This window comes from Serratia sp. CY37869 (genome assembly GCF_052168895.1).
In the GTDB taxonomy this organism is placed as follows: Bacteria; Pseudomonadota; Gammaproteobacteria; order Enterobacterales; family Enterobacteriaceae; genus Serratia; species Serratia ureilytica.
On sequence record NZ_JBJNLU010000004.1, the window covers coordinates 448,071 to 462,300 of the forward strand.

Consider the following 14,230-nt stretch of genomic DNA (forward strand, 5'->3'; position numbering starts at 1 on the left):
ACATTTGTTCGGTTTTTGTCCCGCAGGGCCGGGGCGCAGGAAGGGATGGAGAGATTAAAATCGGTGTTTTTAAATAAACCTATTAAAAACATGCTGTTGCGATTTTTTGTGTCCGCGGGGGGATTTTTCCGGCAAAAATTGTGGAAATAAAGGTGTAAGAAAATGAAACCATAATTGTAAACAGGTGTTTTGGGAATAATCTTACCAAATTGATTTAAATCGAAATTACTTCTGCTCGTAATATCCGAGCCATTTATTTTCGCCGTGCTCTCATCATGGCGCTGCAAATTGAAGTAAAATAGCGCGCAGTTTCACGGTGAATAACGATTGAGCGTTATTAACTCAAGGAGTTATAGCCTTATTCTGCGGTCGACTCGTCAGGCGCCGAGCCTTGGCGCGCGCGGGGCGGCAGCGGTTACAGCCCTGAGATTGCCGAGCTGAAAAATGAGACATGGCTTGCAGAAGGAAGTAATGAGTTAATTAATCGCCAGTTCGTCAGGTTTTTAATCAGATTCTTTCCGCCTAGAAAATTCTCTCCGTTTATCATGGTGTTAATTTTTAATCGTCGAATAATCAGAGTTTCTTTCGCGAGTCAGCTCCCAAAATGACCAGAGAAATATTGCCAAAGCGCTGGCGCTCTGGCTTGACAAGGTTTTCATACCCTCCGTAAACTCCATTGTGTGGGAATTTGTGGGGTAAAGTGGTGAAAACGGTCACTAAGGGGTAGCTCAGGAATGTTCCGTGGAGCGACGATGGTCAACCTCGACAGCAAAGGGCGGCTCGCCGTACCTACCCGATATCGGGAATTGCTCAACGAGGAATCGCAAGGCCAAATGGTCTGTACCATTGACCTCCATCAGCCCTGCCTGCTGCTTTATCCTTTGCCCGAATGGGAAATTATTGAACAAAAATTATCACGTCTGTCGAGCATGAATCCCGCCGAGCGCCGCGTTCAGCGCCTGCTGTTGGGACATGCCAGTGAGTGTCAGATGGATAGTGCCGGTCGTTTGCTGTTAGCCAGTACGCTGCGGCAACACGCCGGGCTCACGAAAGAAGTGATGCTGGTCGGTCAGTTCAACAAGTTTGAACTGTGGGATGAACAGACCTGGTATCAACAAGTCAAGGATGATATTGACGCTGAACAGTCGACTCAGGAACCGTTGTCTGAGCGGCTACAGGACTTGTCGCTATAAGCATGTTGGAAAACTATAAACACACCACCGTCCTGCTGGACGAAGCCGTCAACGGCCTCAATATCCGCAGCAACGGCATATATATCGACGGTACTTTTGGTCGCGGTGGCCATTCTCGTCTGATTCTGTCCCAACTGGGGCCGGAAGGGCGTTTGCTGGCAATTGACCGTGACCCTCAGGCGATTGCAGCCGCCAAATCTATTGAAGATCCTCGTTTTACCATCGTACACGGCCCATTTTCCGAGTTGTCGCACTATGTGCGGGAGCGCGAGCTGGTGGGCAAGATCGACGGCGTTCTGCTCGATCTGGGCGTTTCCTCGCCGCAGCTTGACGACGCGGAGCGCGGGTTCTCCTTTATGCGCGACGGTCCGCTGGACATGCGCATGGATCCGTCCACCGGCCTGTCTGCCGCAGAGTGGCTGATGAAGGCCGAAGCGGACGACATCGCCTGGGTGCTGAAAACCTTCGGCGAAGAGCGTTTCGCCAAGCGCATCGCGCGCGCCATCGTCGAAAGAAACCGCGTGGAGCCGATGACGCGCACCAAAGAGCTGGCGGATCTGATCGCCGATGCCAGCCCGTTCCGTGAAAAGCACAAGCATCCGGCGACGCGCAGCTTCCAGGCGATCCGCATTTATATCAACAGCGAGCTGGAAGAGATCGAGCGTGCGCTCGACGGCGCGCTGGAAGTGCTGGCCCCGCAGGGCCGTTTGTCGATCATCAGCTTCCATTCGCTGGAAGACCGCATCGTCAAACGCTTTATGCGACACCACAGCCGCGGCGCCCAGGTGCCGGCGGGCATTCCGTTGACCGAGGAGCAACTGCGCGGCATGGGCGGGCGAACGCTGAAAGCGCTGGGCAAAATGATGCCGTCGGAAGCGGAAGTGGCGGACAACCCGCGTGCGCGCAGCTCGGTGCTGCGCATTGCTGAGAGGATGCCCGCGTGATTGGCAACGAACGTCACGGCCTGGTCGGGGTGATTGGCGGCGATCTGCTGCGCAACGCCAAGATCCCCCTGATTTTACTGATTGCGTCACTGGTCTCCGCGATTTTCGTGGTGACCACCGCGCACCGCACCCGCCTGCTGACCGCCGAACGCGAGCAGCTGGTTCTGGAGCGCGATGCGCTGGATATCGAGTGGCGCAACCTGATTTTAGAAGAGAACGCCCTCGGCGATCACAGCCGGGTTGAACGTATCGCGACAGAAAAACTGCAGATGCAACACGTTGATCCATCGCAGGAAAATATCATCGTTAAACAATGAATGGTTTAACCGGAATAATGACACGGAGTAGAAAGGAAACGCATGAAAGCAGCGCGCCCCGGTAAGTTGAGACGCCAGGAAGATCAGGCCAGCTTTGTCAGCTGGCGTTTTGCGTTGCTGTGCGGCTGCATTTTGCTGGCGATGGTTGGCCTGATGCTGCGCGTCGCGTACCTGCAGGTCATCAACCCCGATCGTCTGGTGAAAGAAGGCGACATGCGTTCGCTGCGCGTGCAGGAAGTGCCGACCGCGCGCGGCATGATCAGCGATCGCGCCGGCCGCCCGTTGGCGGTCAGCGTGCCGGTGAATGCGGTGTGGGCCGATCCGAAAGAGCTGAACGAACGCGGCGGCATCACGCTGGACAGCCGTTGGAAAGCGCTTTCCGATGCGCTCAACATCCCGCTGGACCAGCTTTCCAACCGCATCAACGCCAACCCGAAAGGGCGCTTCGTTTATCTGGCGCGCCAGGTTAACCCGGCGATCGGCGACTACATCCACAAACTCAAGCTGCCGGGGATCTACCTGCGGCAGGAGTCGCGCCGTTACTACCCGGCGGGGCAGGTGACGTCGCACATCATCGGCGTGACCAACATCGACGGGCAAGGCATCGAAGGCGTCGAGAAGAGCTTCGATCGCTGGCTGACCGGGCAACCGGGCGAGAGAACGGTGCGCAAGGATCGCTTCGGCCGAGTGATTGAAGATATCTCCTCCGTCGATAGCCAGGCGGCGCATAACCTGGTGCTGAGCGTCGATGAGCGCCTGCAGGCGCTGGTGTATCGCGAGCTGAACAACGCCGTGGCGTTCAACAAGGCCGAATCGGGCACTGCGGTGCTGATCGACGTGAACACTGGCGAAGTGCTGGCGATGGCCAACAGCCCGTCTTATAACCCGAACAACATGGCCGGTACGCCGAAAGAAACCATGCGTAACCGCGCTATCACCGATATTTTTGAACCCGGTTCAACCGTGAAGCCAATGGTGGTGATGACCGCGCTGCAAAACGGCGTGGTGAGAGAAAACAGCGTGCTGAACACCATCCCGTACCGCATTCAGGGCCACGAGATCAAAGACGTGGCGCGGTACTCGGAGCTGTCATTGACCGGGATCTTGCAGAAGTCGAGTAACGTCGGTGTTTCAAAGCTGGCGTTAGCGATGCCGTCCTCAGCGTTAGTAGATACTTACTCTCGTTTTGGGCTGGGAAAAGCGACCAATTTGGGGCTGGTCGGAGAAAGCAGTGGCATATACCCAAAAAAACAACGGTGGTCTGACATAGAGAGGGCCACCTTCTCTTTCGGCTACGGGCTGATGGTAACTCCGTTACAGTTGGCGCGAGTCTATGCAACGATCGGCAGTCTGGGCGTGTATCGCCCATTGTCGATCACCAAGGTTGACCCTCCGGTCGCCGGCGAACGCGTTTTCCCTGAACCTCTGGTGCGCACCGTGGTGCACATGATGGAAAGCGTGGCCTTGCCGGGCGGCGGCGGCGTGAAAGCCGCCATCAAGGGATACCGTATCGCCATCAAAACCGGTACCGCGAAAAAAGTGGGCCCGGACGGCAAATACGTCAACCGATACATCGCTTATACCGCCGGCGTCGCGCCGGCAAGTAACCCCCGTTTTGCCCTGGTGGTCGTCATCAACGACCCGCAGGGTGGGAAATACTATGGTGGCGCAATCTCCGCGCCGGTGTTCGGCGCCATCATGGGCGGCGTATTGCGCACCATGAACGTCGAGCCTGACGCGTTGCCCACCGGTGACAAAAGCGAATTAGTGATTAACAAGAAAGAGGGTTCAGGTGGCAGATCGTAATTTGCGCGACTTACTCGCCCCGTGGGTGCCGACGGCGCCCGGGCGCGCGCTGCGGGAAATGACATTAGACAGCCGTGTGGCGGCTGCCGGGGATCTGTTTGTCGCCGTGGTTGGCCATCAAACGGATGGACGCCGCTATATTCCGCAGGCCATTGCGCAGGGCGTCGCCGCCGTGATCGCCGAAGCTGAGGGTCAGGCCGAAGACGGCGCCATCGTTGAGATGCACGGCGTGCCGGTGATCTACCTGAGCCAACTGAACCAGCGCCTTTCCGCGCTGGCCGGGCGTTTTTACCATCAGCCGGGCGAGCGTCTGCGCCTGGTCGGCGTGACCGGCACCAACGGCAAAACCACCACCACGCAGTTGTTGGCGCAGTGGAGCCAACTGCTGGGCGAAACCAGCGCGGTGATGGGCACCGTCGGCAACGGTCTGCTGGGCCAGGTCTGCCCGACCGAGAATACCACCGGTTCTGCGGTGGATGTTCAACACGTATTAAACGACTTGGCGGAACAGGGCGCGACCTTCGCCGCGATGGAAGTCTCATCCCACGGTTTGGTGCAACACCGGGTGGCGGCGCTGCCGTTCGCTGCCGCGGTCTTCACCAACCTGAGCCGCGATCACCTGGATTACCACGGTGACATGGCCAATTACGAAGCGGCCAAATGGTCGCTGTTCGCCGCCCACAATGTGGGGCAGGCGATCATCAACGCCGACGATGAAGTCGGCCAGCGCTGGCTGAGCAAGCTGCCGGATGCGGTGGCGGTGACGATGCAGGGCAACCTGCAGCCGGGCTGTCACGGCCGCTGGCTGAAAACCACGGCGGTCGATTATCACGACAACGGCGCCACGGTTCGGTTCAGCTCCAGCTGGGGCGACGGCGAGATCGAAAGCCGCCTGATGGGCGCTTTCAACGTCAGCAATCTGCTGTTGGCATTGGCGACGCTGCTGTCGCTGGGCTACCCGCTGGAGGCGCTGGTGGAAACCGGCAACCGTCTGCAGCCGGTCTGCGGCCGCATGGAAGTGTTTAACGCGCCGGGCAAACCGACGGTCGTGGTGGATTACGCCCACACGCCGGATGCGCTGGAGAAAGCGCTGGAAGCGGCGCGCCTGCACTGCCAGGGGCAGCTGTGGTGCGTCTTCGGCTGCGGCGGCGATCGCGACAAGGGCAAGCGTCCGCTGATGGGCGGCATCGCCGAGCAGTTCGCCGATCGCGTGGTGATCACCGATGACAACCCGCGTACCGAAGAGCCGCGCGCGATTATCAACGATATCCTGACCGGATTGCTGGATGCCGGGCAGGCGCTGGTGATCCACGGCCGCGCCGAAGCGGTGACCAGCGCCATCATGCAGGCGCAGGAGCAGGATGTGGTGTTGGTGGCGGGCAAAGGCCACGAAGATTATCAGCTGGTGGGCAACCGCCGCCTGGATTACTCCGACCGCACGACGGTCGCCCGACTGCTGGGGGTGCTGGCATGATCCCTGTCTCTCTTCAGACACTGGCTGAGGTATTGAGCGCTGAACCGATCGGCGCCGATTGCCAAATTGTCGAGGTGACGACAGACACCCGCAAGGTGACCGCCGGTTGCCTGTTTGTGGCGCTGAAAGGCGAGCGTTTCGACGCTCACGACTTCGCGGCGGATGCCATAGCCGCAGGCGCCGGGGCGTTGCTGGTCAGTAAGCGCTTATTGGTGGACGTGCCGCAGCTGGTGGTGAAAGACACCCGTCTGGCGCTGGGGCAGCTTGGCGCCTGGGTGCGTCAGCAGGTGCCGGCGCGCGTGGTGGCGCTGACCGGCTCCTCGGGCAAGACATCGGTGAAAGAAATGACCGCCGCCATTCTGCGTGAATGCGGCGAAGTGCTGTATACCGCCGGCAACTTCAATAACGACATCGGCGTGCCGTTGACGCTGTTGCGTCTGGAGCCGCAGCATGATTTTGCCGTGATAGAGCTGGGCGCTAACCACATTGGCGAAATTGCTTACACCACCGCATTGACGCGTCCGCAGACCGCTTTGGTGAACAACCTGGCGGCGGCGCACCTGGAAGGCTTCGGCTCGCTGGCCGGCGTCGCCCAGGCGAAAGGTGAAATCTTTACCGGCCTGCCGGCCGACGGCATGGCGATCATCAACGCCGATAACAACGACTGGCCGCACTGGCAGAGCATGCTGGGCGGCAAAACCGTCTGGCGCTTCTCGCCGCAGGCGGCCGAAGGCGTGGACTTCTTCGCGCACGACGTGCGGGTGAACGGCGCAGGTACGCAGTTTACGCTGCACAGCCCGTTCGGCACCGCCGAGATCGCGCTGCCGCTGCCGGGGCGCCACAACGTGGCCAACGCGCTGGCGGCCACGGCGCTGGCGATGTCGGTGGGCGCCACCCTCGAAGCGGTGCGTCAGGGGTTGAAACAATTGCAGGCGGTGCCGGGGCGTTTGTTCCCGGTGGCGCTGGCCGAAGGCAAGCTGCTGCTGGACGACAGCTACAACGCCAACGTCGGGTCGATGACTGCGGCGGCGCAGGTGCTGGCGGAGATGCCGGGCTACCGCGTGATGGTGGTCGGCGATATGGCCGAGCTGGGCGCAGAAGCGGAAGAGTGCCACCGTCAGGTGGGTGAAGCCGCCCGCCAGGCCGGGGTCGATAAAGTGATCAGCGTCGGCGGGTTGAGCCGCGTGCTGAGCGAGGCTTCCGGCAACGGCGAACATTATCAGGACAAGACAGCAGTGATCGCGCGCGTGGCGGAATTACTGTCGGAACATGCGGTCATCACCGTGTTAATCAAAGGTTCACGTAGTGCCGCAATGGAGCAGGTAGTACGCGCGTTACAGGAGAAAGCACCATGTTAGTTTGGCTGGCCGAGCATTTGGTCAAGTATTACTCAGGCTTCAACGTCTTTTCTTATCTGACGTTCCGAGCCATTGTCAGCCTGCTGACCGCGCTGTTCCTGTCGCTGTGGATGGGCCCGCGGGTGATCAAGCGTCTGCAAGAAATGTCCTTCGGCCAGGTGGTGCGTAACGACGGCCCCGAGTCGCACTTCAGCAAGCGCGGCACGCCGACCATGGGCGGCATCATGATCCTGACCTCCATCACCATTTCGGTGCTGATGTGGGCCTACCCGTCCAATCCGTATGTCTGGTGCGTGCTGTTTGTGCTGGTGGGTTACGGCATCGTCGGTTTCGTCGATGACTACCGCAAGGTGGTGCGTAAGGACACCAAAGGGCTGATCGCCCGCTGGAAGTATTTCTGGCAGTCGGTGATTGCGCTGATTGTCGCATTCGCCATGTACGCCGTAGGAAAAGACACGCCAGCCACCGAGCTGGTTGTGCCGTTCTTTAAGGACGTGATGCCGCAGTTGGGCTTGCTGTACATCCTGCTGGCCTATTTCGTCATCGTCGGCACCAGCAACGCGGTCAACCTGACCGACGGTCTGGACGGCCTGGCGATTATGCCGACGGTATTCGTGGCGGCCGGTTTCGCGCTGGTAGCCTGGGCGACCGGTAACATGAACTTCGCCAACTACCTGCATATTCCGTATCTGCGTCATGCCGGTGAGTTGGTGATCGTCTGCACCGCCATCGTCGGCGCCGGCCTCGGCTTCCTGTGGTTCAACACCTACCCGGCTCAGGTGTTTATGGGCGACGTCGGTTCGCTGGCGCTGGGCGGCGCGCTGGGCACCATCGCGGTGCTGCTGCGCCAGGAGTTTTTGTTGGTGATCATGGGCGGCGTGTTCGTGGTAGAGACGCTGTCGGTGATCCTGCAGGTGGGATCGTTCAAGCTGCGCGGACAACGCATTTTCCGCATGGCGCCGATTCACCACCACTATGAATTGAAAGGCTGGCCGGAGCCGCGCGTGATCGTGCGCTTCTGGATCATTTCGCTGATGCTGGTGCTGATTGGCCTGGCAACGCTGAAGGTGCGTTAATCATGGCAGACTATCAGGGTAGAAAAGTCGTCATCATCGGGTTGGGCCTCACCGGCCTGTCCTGTGTCGATTTCTTCATGGCACGCGGCGTGACGCCGCGCGTGATGGATACCCGTATCGCGCCGCCAGGCTTGGACAAACTGCCTGAAAGCGTGGAGCGCCATCTGGGCGATCTGAACCAGGACTGGCTGCTGGCGGCGGATCTGATCGTCGCCAGCCCGGGCGTCGCGCTGGCGACCCCGGCGTTGAGCGCCGCGGCTGACGCCGGCGTGGAAATCGTCGGCGACGTCGAACTGTTCTGCCGCGAGGCGCAGGCGCCGATCGTGGCGATTACCGGCTCCAACGGCAAGAGCACCGTCACCACCCTGGTGGGCGAGATGGCGAAAGCCGCCGGTTGGGCGGTGGGCGTGGGCGGCAATATCGGCCTGCCGGCGCTGAGCCTGTTGCGCCAGGAATGTCAGCTTTACGTGCTGGAGCTGTCCAGCTTCCAGCTGGAAACGACGTATAGCCTGCGGGCGGCGGCGGCGACCATCCTGAACGTGACCGAAGATCATATGGATCGCTATCCGTTCGGCCTGCAGCAGTATCGCGGCGCCAAGCTGCGCGTGTATGAAAACGCCGCGGTGTGCGTGGTGAACGCGGACGATGCGCTGACCATGCCGGTGCGCGGCGCCGACGAACGCTGCGTTAGCTTCGGGGCGGACGTGGGCGACTATCACCTGAACCGTCAGCAGGGCGAAACCTGGCTGCGGGTGCGCGGTGAGAAGGTGCTGAATACGCGCGAGATGAAGCTGACCGGCCGCCACAACTACACCAACGCCCTGGCGGCGCTGGCGTTGGCGGATGCGGTCAATATCCCGCGTGCCTCCAGCCTGAAGGCGTTGACCACCTTCACCGGCCTGGCGCACCGCTTCCAGCTGGCCTGGGAGAACAACGGCGTGCGTTGGATCAACGATTCCAAAGCCACCAACGTCGGCAGCACCGAAGCGGCACTGAACGGCCTGCAGGTGGACGGCACGCTGCATCTGCTGCTGGGCGGCGACGGCAAGTCCGCCGATTTCTCGCCGCTGGCGCGCTATCTGCAGGGCGATAACGTGCGGCTGTATTGCTTTGGCCGCGACGGCGCCCAGCTGGCGCAGCTGCGGCCGGAAGTGGCGACGCTGACCGAGACCATGGAGCAGGCGATGCGCACCATCGCCGGCCGCGTACAGCCCGGCGATATGGTGCTGTTGTCGCCGGCCTGCGCCAGTCTCGATCAGTTCCGTAATTTTGAAGTGCGCGGCGATGAGTTCGCCCGCCTGGCGCAGGAGCTTGGCGGATGAAACTACGCTTGCCGAACTTCGGGCTGACAGAACGGCTGAAAGACTGGGTGACCGGCGCGCGCGACAACGACGCGGTCAACATGGTGCTGTACGATCGCACCCTGCTGTGGCTGACCTTCGGGTTGGCGATCATCGGCTTCGTGATGGTGACCTCGGCGTCGATGCCGATCGGCCAACGCCTGGCGGACGATCCGTTCCTGTTCGCCAAACGCGATGCGCTGTACCTCGGCCTGGCGTTCGGCCTGTCGTTGGTGACGCTGCGCATCCCGATGGAAGTTTGGCAGCGCTACAGCAACGTGATGCTGCTGATGTCGATCGTGATGCTGCTGATCGTCCTGGTGGTGGGGAGCTCGGTGAACGGGGCCTCGCGCTGGATCGCGCTCGGCCCGCTGCGTATTCAGCCGGCGGAGCTGTCCAAGCTGTCGCTGTTCTGCTACCTGGCGAGCTATCTGGTGCGCAAGGTGGAAGAGGTGCGCAGCAACTTCTGGGGCTTCTGTAAGCCGATGGGCGTCATGGTGGTGCTGGCGGTGCTGCTGCTGGCGCAGCCGGATCTCGGCACCGTGGTGGTGCTGTTCATCACCACGCTGGCGATGCTGTTCCTGGCTGGCGCGAAAATGTGGCAGTTCCTGGCGATCATCGGCTCCGGCGTGTTCGCCGTGGTGCTGCTGATTATCGCGGAACCGTACCGTATGCGCCGCGTGACCTCGTTCTGGAACCCGTGGGCCGACCCGTTCGGCAGCGGCTACCAGTTGACCCAGTCGCTGATGGCATTCGGCCGCGGCGAGTTCTGGGGGCAGGGGCTCGGCAACTCGGTGCAGAAACTGGAGTATTTGCCGGAAGCGCACACCGACTTCATCTTCTCCATTTTGGGTGAAGAACTGGGCTATATCGGTGTGGTTTTAGCCCTGTTAATGGTATTCTTCGTCGCTTTTCGCGCGATGTCCATCGGGCGCCGCGCGCTGGAGATCGACCAACGCTTCTCCGGCTTCCTGGCCTGCGCGATCGGCGTGTGGTTCAGCTTCCAGGCGCTGGTTAACGTCGGCGCCGCCGCGGGCATGTTGCCGACCAAAGGTCTGACGCTGCCGCTGATCAGTTACGGCGGCTCGAGCTTGCTGATTATGTCGACGGCGATCGTGCTGTTGCTGCGAATTGATTATGAAACGCGCCTGACCAAGGCTCAGGCGTTTGTGAAGAGGTAAGGGATGAGCGGGAAACCTAAGCGTTTAATGGTGATGGCAGGCGGTACCGGCGGGCACGTGTTCCCGGGGCTGGCGGTCGCGCATCATCTGATGGCGCAGGGCTGGCAGGTGCGCTGGCTCGGAACCGCAGACCGAATGGAAGCCGATCTGGTGCCGAAGCACGGGATCGAGATTGATTTTATCCGCATCTCTGGCCTGCGCGGCAAGGGCCTGAAGGCCCAGTTGACGGCGCCGCTGCGGATCTGGCAGGCGGTGCGGCAGGCGAAAGCCATCATGCGCAGCTATCAGCCGGATGTGGTGCTGGGGATGGGCGGTTACGTTTCCGGCCCCGGCGGCCTGGCGGCCTGGCAGTGCGGCATCCCGGTGGTGCTGCACGAGCAGAACGGCATTGCCGGCTTGACCAACCGCTGGCTGGCGCGCATCGCCGCCAAAGTGATGCAGGCCTTCCCCGGCGCGTTCCCGAACGCCGAGGTGGTGGGCAACCCGGTGCGCACCGACGTGTTGGCGCTGCCGTTGCCGGCGGAGCGGTTGCAAGGGCGCGAAGGCCCGATCCGCGTGCTGGTGATTGGCGGAAGTCAGGGCGCCCGCGTGCTGAATCAGACAGTTCCTGAAGTCGCGGCGCGTTTGGGCGATAGAATTACGCTCTGGCATCAGGTTGGCAAGGGCGCGCTGGAAACGGTGCTGCGCGACTACGAGAGGGTAGGGCAGACACAGCACAAGGTGACCGAGTTCATCGACGACATGGCCGCCGCCTATGCCTGGGCCGACGTAGTGGTCTGCCGCTCCGGCGCGTTGACCGTCAGCGAAATCGCGGCGGCGGGGCTGCCGGCGATTTTCGTGCCGTTCATGCACAAGGATCGTCAACAGTACTGGAACGCACGCCCGCTGGAAGAAGCCGGCGCGGCGAAGATTATCGAACAGCCGCAGTTCAACGCCGATGTGGTGGCCGAACTGCTGGCGAGCTGGGATCGCAAGACGCTGCTGGCCATGGCCGAGAAAGCGCGCGCGGTCGCCATTCCGGACGCCACCGAGCGCGTGGCGGCGGAGCTGGTGCGGCTCGCCAAGTAACGAGTGCAGGGGTTCGGCGCGCCGAACCTGAATAAAAGCAATGTGATGTAGGCCGGGATACCGGATCCGGATTAGAGAGAGTGATGAATACACAACAACTGGCGAAACTACGTACTATCGTGCCCGAGATGCGTCGCGTCCGGCACATTCACTTTGTCGGCATCGGTGGCGCCGGCATGGGTGGTATCGCCGAAGTGTTGGCAAACGAAGGGTATCAGATCAGCGGCTCCGACCTGGCGCCAAATCCGGTGACCCAGCAGTTGAGCGCGCTCGGGGCGACGATTTATTTCAATCACCGTCCGGAAAACGTGCTGGATGCGAGCGTGGTGGTGGTGTCTACCGCCATCTCCGCCGACAACCCGGAGATCGTCGCCGCCCGTGAAGCGCGCATCCCGGTGATCCGCCGCGCTGAAATGCTGGCGGAGCTGATGCGTTTTCGCCACGGCATCGCTATCGCCGGCACGCACGGCAAAACCACCACCACGGCGATGGTCTCGAGCATTTACGCCGAAGCCCGCCTGGACCCGACCTTCGTTAACGGCGGGCTGGTGAAGGCGGCGGGCACCCACGCACGACTGGGGTCCAGCCGTTATCTGATCGCGGAAGCGGATGAGAGCGATGCGTCGTTCCTGCATCTGCAGCCGATGGTGGCCGTGGTCACCAACATCGAAGCCGACCATATGGACACCTACCAGGGCGACTTCGAGAACCTGAAGCAGACGTTTATCAATTTCTTGCACAACCTGCCGTTCTACGGTCGCGCGGTGATGTGCATCGACGATCCGGTGGTGCGTGAGCTGCTGCCGCGCGTGGGTCGCCATATCACCACCTACGGCTTCAGTGAAGATGCCGATGTGCGCATCGAAGACTACCGGCAGATTGGGCCGCAGGGGCACTTTACCCTGAGCCGTCAGGACAAACCGTTGCTGACGGTGACGCTGAACGCGCCGGGCCGCCACAATGCGTTGAACGCAGCGGCGGCGGTGGCGGTAGCGACTGAAGAAGGCATCGACGACGAAGATATCCTGCGCGCGCTGGCTGGCTTCCAGGGCACCGGGCGCCGCTTCGATTTCCTCGGCGAGTTTCCGCTGGAGCCGGTCAACGGCAAAGCGGGCAGCGCGATGCTGGTGGACGATTACGGCCACCATCCGACCGAAGTGGACGCCACGTTGAAAGCGGCGCGCGCCGGTTGGCCGGACAAGCGTCTGGTGATGATCTTCCAGCCGCACCGCTACACGCGCACCCGCGATCTGTACGACGATTTCGCCAACGTGCTGTCGCAGGTGGATGTGCTGCTGATGCTCGACGTGTACGCCGCCGGCGAAGCGCCGATCCCGGGCGCGGACAGCCGCTCGCTGTGCCGCACCATCCGCAGCCGCGGCAAGCTGGATCCGATCCTGGTTTCCGATGCCGATACCGTGCCGGAAACGCTGGCGCAGCTGTTGCAGGATGAAGACCTGGTGCTGGTGCAAGGCGCCGGCAACGTGGGCAAAATCGCCCGTAAACTGGCCGAGCTGAAGCTGCAGCCGCCGAAGAAAGAGGAGGAGCACCATGGCTGATAAAGTTGCAGTTCTGCTGGGCGGCACCTCCGCTGAACGTGACGTTTCTCTGCAGTCCGGCGCCGCGGTGCTGGCCGGGTTGCGCGAAGCCGGTATCGATGCGCACGGCGTCGATACCCGCGATTTCCCGGTGACCCAGCTGAAAGAGCAGGGGTTCACCAAAGTGTTTATCGCGCTGCACGGCCGCGGCGGCGAGGACGGCACCCTGCAGGGGCTGCTGGAGTTTCTCGAGTTGCCTTATACCGGCAGCGGCGTGATGGCCTCGGCGCTGACCATGGATAAATGGCGCACCAAGATGGTGTGGCAGTCGATGGGCTTGCCAGTGGCGCCTTACGTGGCGCTGAACCGCCAGCTGTACCTCGGCGCCGAAAAAGCGGCGCTGCTGGCGCGCGTGGCGGATCTCGGTCTGCCGCTGATCGTCAAGCCGAGCCGTGAAGGCTCCAGCGTCGGCATGAGTAAGGTCACCGAAAGCGCCGCGTTGGAAGCCGCATTGGAAGAAGCCTTCCGCCATGACGACGATGTGCTGGTGGAGAAGTGGTTGAGCGGCCCGGAATACACCGTGGCGATGCTGGGCGACCAGGTGCTGCCGTCTATTCGTATCCAGCCGGCCGGCGTGTTTTACGACTATCAGGCCAAGTACATTTCGGACGACACGCAGTACTTCTGCCCGAGCGGTTTGAGCGCCGAGCAGGAAGCCGAGATGGCGGCGTTGGCGCTGCGCGCCTACCGCGGTCTGGACTGCAGCGGCTGGGGCCGCGTCGATGTGATGCAAGACAGCGATGGCAGCTTCTATCTGCTTGAGGTGAATACCTCTCCGGGCATGACCAGTCATAGCCTGGTGCCGATGGCGGCGCGCCAGTTTGGATTAAGCTTCTCGCAGCTAGTGGCGAGAATTTTGGAGTTGGCCGACTGAT

Annotated in this window: 12 protein-coding genes; all 12 read left to right on the top strand. The window is 61.4% G+C overall.

Going from position 1 to position 14,230, the window contains the following annotated elements:
• Positions 1 to 734: 734 nt before the first annotated feature.
• Positions 735 to 1,193 carry a division/cell wall cluster transcriptional repressor MraZ gene (gene mraZ / locus ACJ8J1_RS20800; protein ID WP_004932796.1) on the top strand — a complete coding sequence of 153 codons (459 nt, stop codon included), beginning with the start codon at positions 735 to 737 and terminating at the stop codon, positions 1,191 to 1,193.
• Positions 1,194 to 1,195: 2 nt separating this feature from the next.
• Positions 1,196 to 2,137 carry a 16S rRNA (cytosine(1402)-N(4))-methyltransferase RsmH gene (gene rsmH / locus ACJ8J1_RS20805; protein ID WP_004932794.1) on the top strand — a complete coding sequence of 314 codons (942 nt, stop codon included), beginning with the start codon at positions 1,196 to 1,198 and terminating at the stop codon, positions 2,135 to 2,137.
• Complete coding sequence (ftsL, locus tag ACJ8J1_RS20810; protein WP_015376645.1) at positions 2,134 to 2,454, top strand: cell division protein FtsL; 321 nt, start codon at positions 2,134 to 2,136, stop codon at positions 2,452 to 2,454. The genes rsmH and ftsL overlap by 4 nt, the downstream gene beginning before the upstream one ends.
• 42 nt (positions 2,455 to 2,496) lie before the next feature.
• On the top strand, positions 2,497 to 4,260 hold the full coding sequence (locus ACJ8J1_RS20815; protein ID WP_004932790.1) for a peptidoglycan glycosyltransferase FtsI: 1,764 nt from the start codon (positions 2,497 to 2,499) through the stop codon (positions 4,258 to 4,260).
• Entirely contained in the window at positions 4,247 to 5,734 is a 1,488-nt protein-coding gene (gene murE, locus ACJ8J1_RS20820) for a UDP-N-acetylmuramoyl-L-alanyl-D-glutamate--2,6-diaminopimelate ligase (RefSeq protein WP_033641853.1), read from the top strand. Before ACJ8J1_RS20815 ends, murE begins: the two co-directional genes overlap by 14 nt.
• A complete protein-coding gene (gene murF, locus ACJ8J1_RS20825; protein WP_442520421.1) occupies positions 5,731 to 7,092 on the top strand; it encodes a UDP-N-acetylmuramoyl-tripeptide--D-alanyl-D-alanine ligase in 1,362 nt (453 codons plus the stop codon). Before murE ends, murF begins: the two co-directional genes overlap by 4 nt.
• Positions 7,086 to 8,168 (top strand): phospho-N-acetylmuramoyl-pentapeptide-transferase, encoded by a 1,083-nt coding sequence (gene mraY, locus ACJ8J1_RS20830; RefSeq protein ID WP_004932782.1) that lies wholly within the window; start codon positions 7,086 to 7,088, stop codon positions 8,166 to 8,168. Before murF ends, mraY begins: the two co-directional genes overlap by 7 nt.
• A 2-nt stretch (positions 8,169 to 8,170) precedes the next feature.
• Positions 8,171 to 9,490: a UDP-N-acetylmuramoyl-L-alanine--D-glutamate ligase gene (gene murD / locus ACJ8J1_RS20835; RefSeq protein ID WP_033641855.1), complete on the top strand. Its 1,320-nt coding sequence runs from the start codon at positions 8,171 to 8,173 to the stop codon at positions 9,488 to 9,490.
• The gene (gene ftsW / locus ACJ8J1_RS20840) at positions 9,487 to 10,689 is read left to right on the top strand and encodes a cell division protein FtsW (RefSeq protein WP_015376649.1); all 1,203 of its coding nucleotides are present in this window, start codon (positions 9,487 to 9,489) and stop codon (positions 10,687 to 10,689) included. The genes murD and ftsW overlap by 4 nt, the downstream gene beginning before the upstream one ends.
• Positions 10,690 to 10,692: 3 nt before the next feature.
• Positions 10,693 to 11,757 carry an undecaprenyldiphospho-muramoylpentapeptide beta-N-acetylglucosaminyltransferase gene (gene murG / locus ACJ8J1_RS20845; RefSeq protein ID WP_004932773.1) on the top strand — a complete coding sequence of 355 codons (1,065 nt, stop codon included), beginning with the start codon at positions 10,693 to 10,695 and terminating at the stop codon, positions 11,755 to 11,757.
• 83 nt (positions 11,758 to 11,840) lie between these two features.
• Positions 11,841 to 13,316, top strand: a complete 1,476-nt coding sequence (gene murC, locus ACJ8J1_RS20850; protein ID WP_025301571.1) for a UDP-N-acetylmuramate--L-alanine ligase — start codon at positions 11,841 to 11,843, stop codon at positions 13,314 to 13,316.
• Positions 13,309 to 14,229 carry a D-alanine--D-alanine ligase gene (locus ACJ8J1_RS20855; RefSeq protein WP_033641257.1) on the top strand — a complete coding sequence of 307 codons (921 nt, stop codon included), beginning with the start codon at positions 13,309 to 13,311 and terminating at the stop codon, positions 14,227 to 14,229. Before murC ends, ACJ8J1_RS20855 begins: the two co-directional genes overlap by 8 nt.
• The last annotated feature ends 1 nt before the right edge of the window (position 14,230 follow it).

Bases quoted from the DNA above. Each gene is read 5' to 3' on its own strand.
- mraZ (WP_004932796.1), top strand. From the start codon at position 735: ATGTTCCGTGGAGCGACGATGGTCAACCTCGACAGCAAAGGGCGGCTC.
- rsmH (WP_004932794.1), top strand. From the start codon at position 1,196: ATGTTGGAAAACTATAAACACACCACCGTCCTGCTGGACGAAGCCGTC.
- ACJ8J1_RS20815 (WP_004932790.1), top strand. From the start codon at position 2,497: ATGAAAGCAGCGCGCCCCGGTAAGTTGAGACGCCAGGAAGATCAGGCC.
- murF (WP_442520421.1), top strand. From the start codon at position 5,731: ATGATCCCTGTCTCTCTTCAGACACTGGCTGAGGTATTGAGCGCTGAA.
- mraY (WP_004932782.1), top strand. From the start codon at position 7,086: ATGTTAGTTTGGCTGGCCGAGCATTTGGTCAAGTATTACTCAGGCTTC.
- murD (WP_033641855.1), top strand. From the start codon at position 8,171: ATGGCAGACTATCAGGGTAGAAAAGTCGTCATCATCGGGTTGGGCCTC.
- ftsW (WP_015376649.1), top strand. From the start codon at position 9,487: ATGAAACTACGCTTGCCGAACTTCGGGCTGACAGAACGGCTGAAAGAC.
- murG (WP_004932773.1), top strand. From the start codon at position 10,693: ATGAGCGGGAAACCTAAGCGTTTAATGGTGATGGCAGGCGGTACCGGC.
- murC (WP_025301571.1), top strand. From the start codon at position 11,841: ATGAATACACAACAACTGGCGAAACTACGTACTATCGTGCCCGAGATG.
- ACJ8J1_RS20855 (WP_033641257.1), top strand. From the start codon at position 13,309: ATGGCTGATAAAGTTGCAGTTCTGCTGGGCGGCACCTCCGCTGAACGT.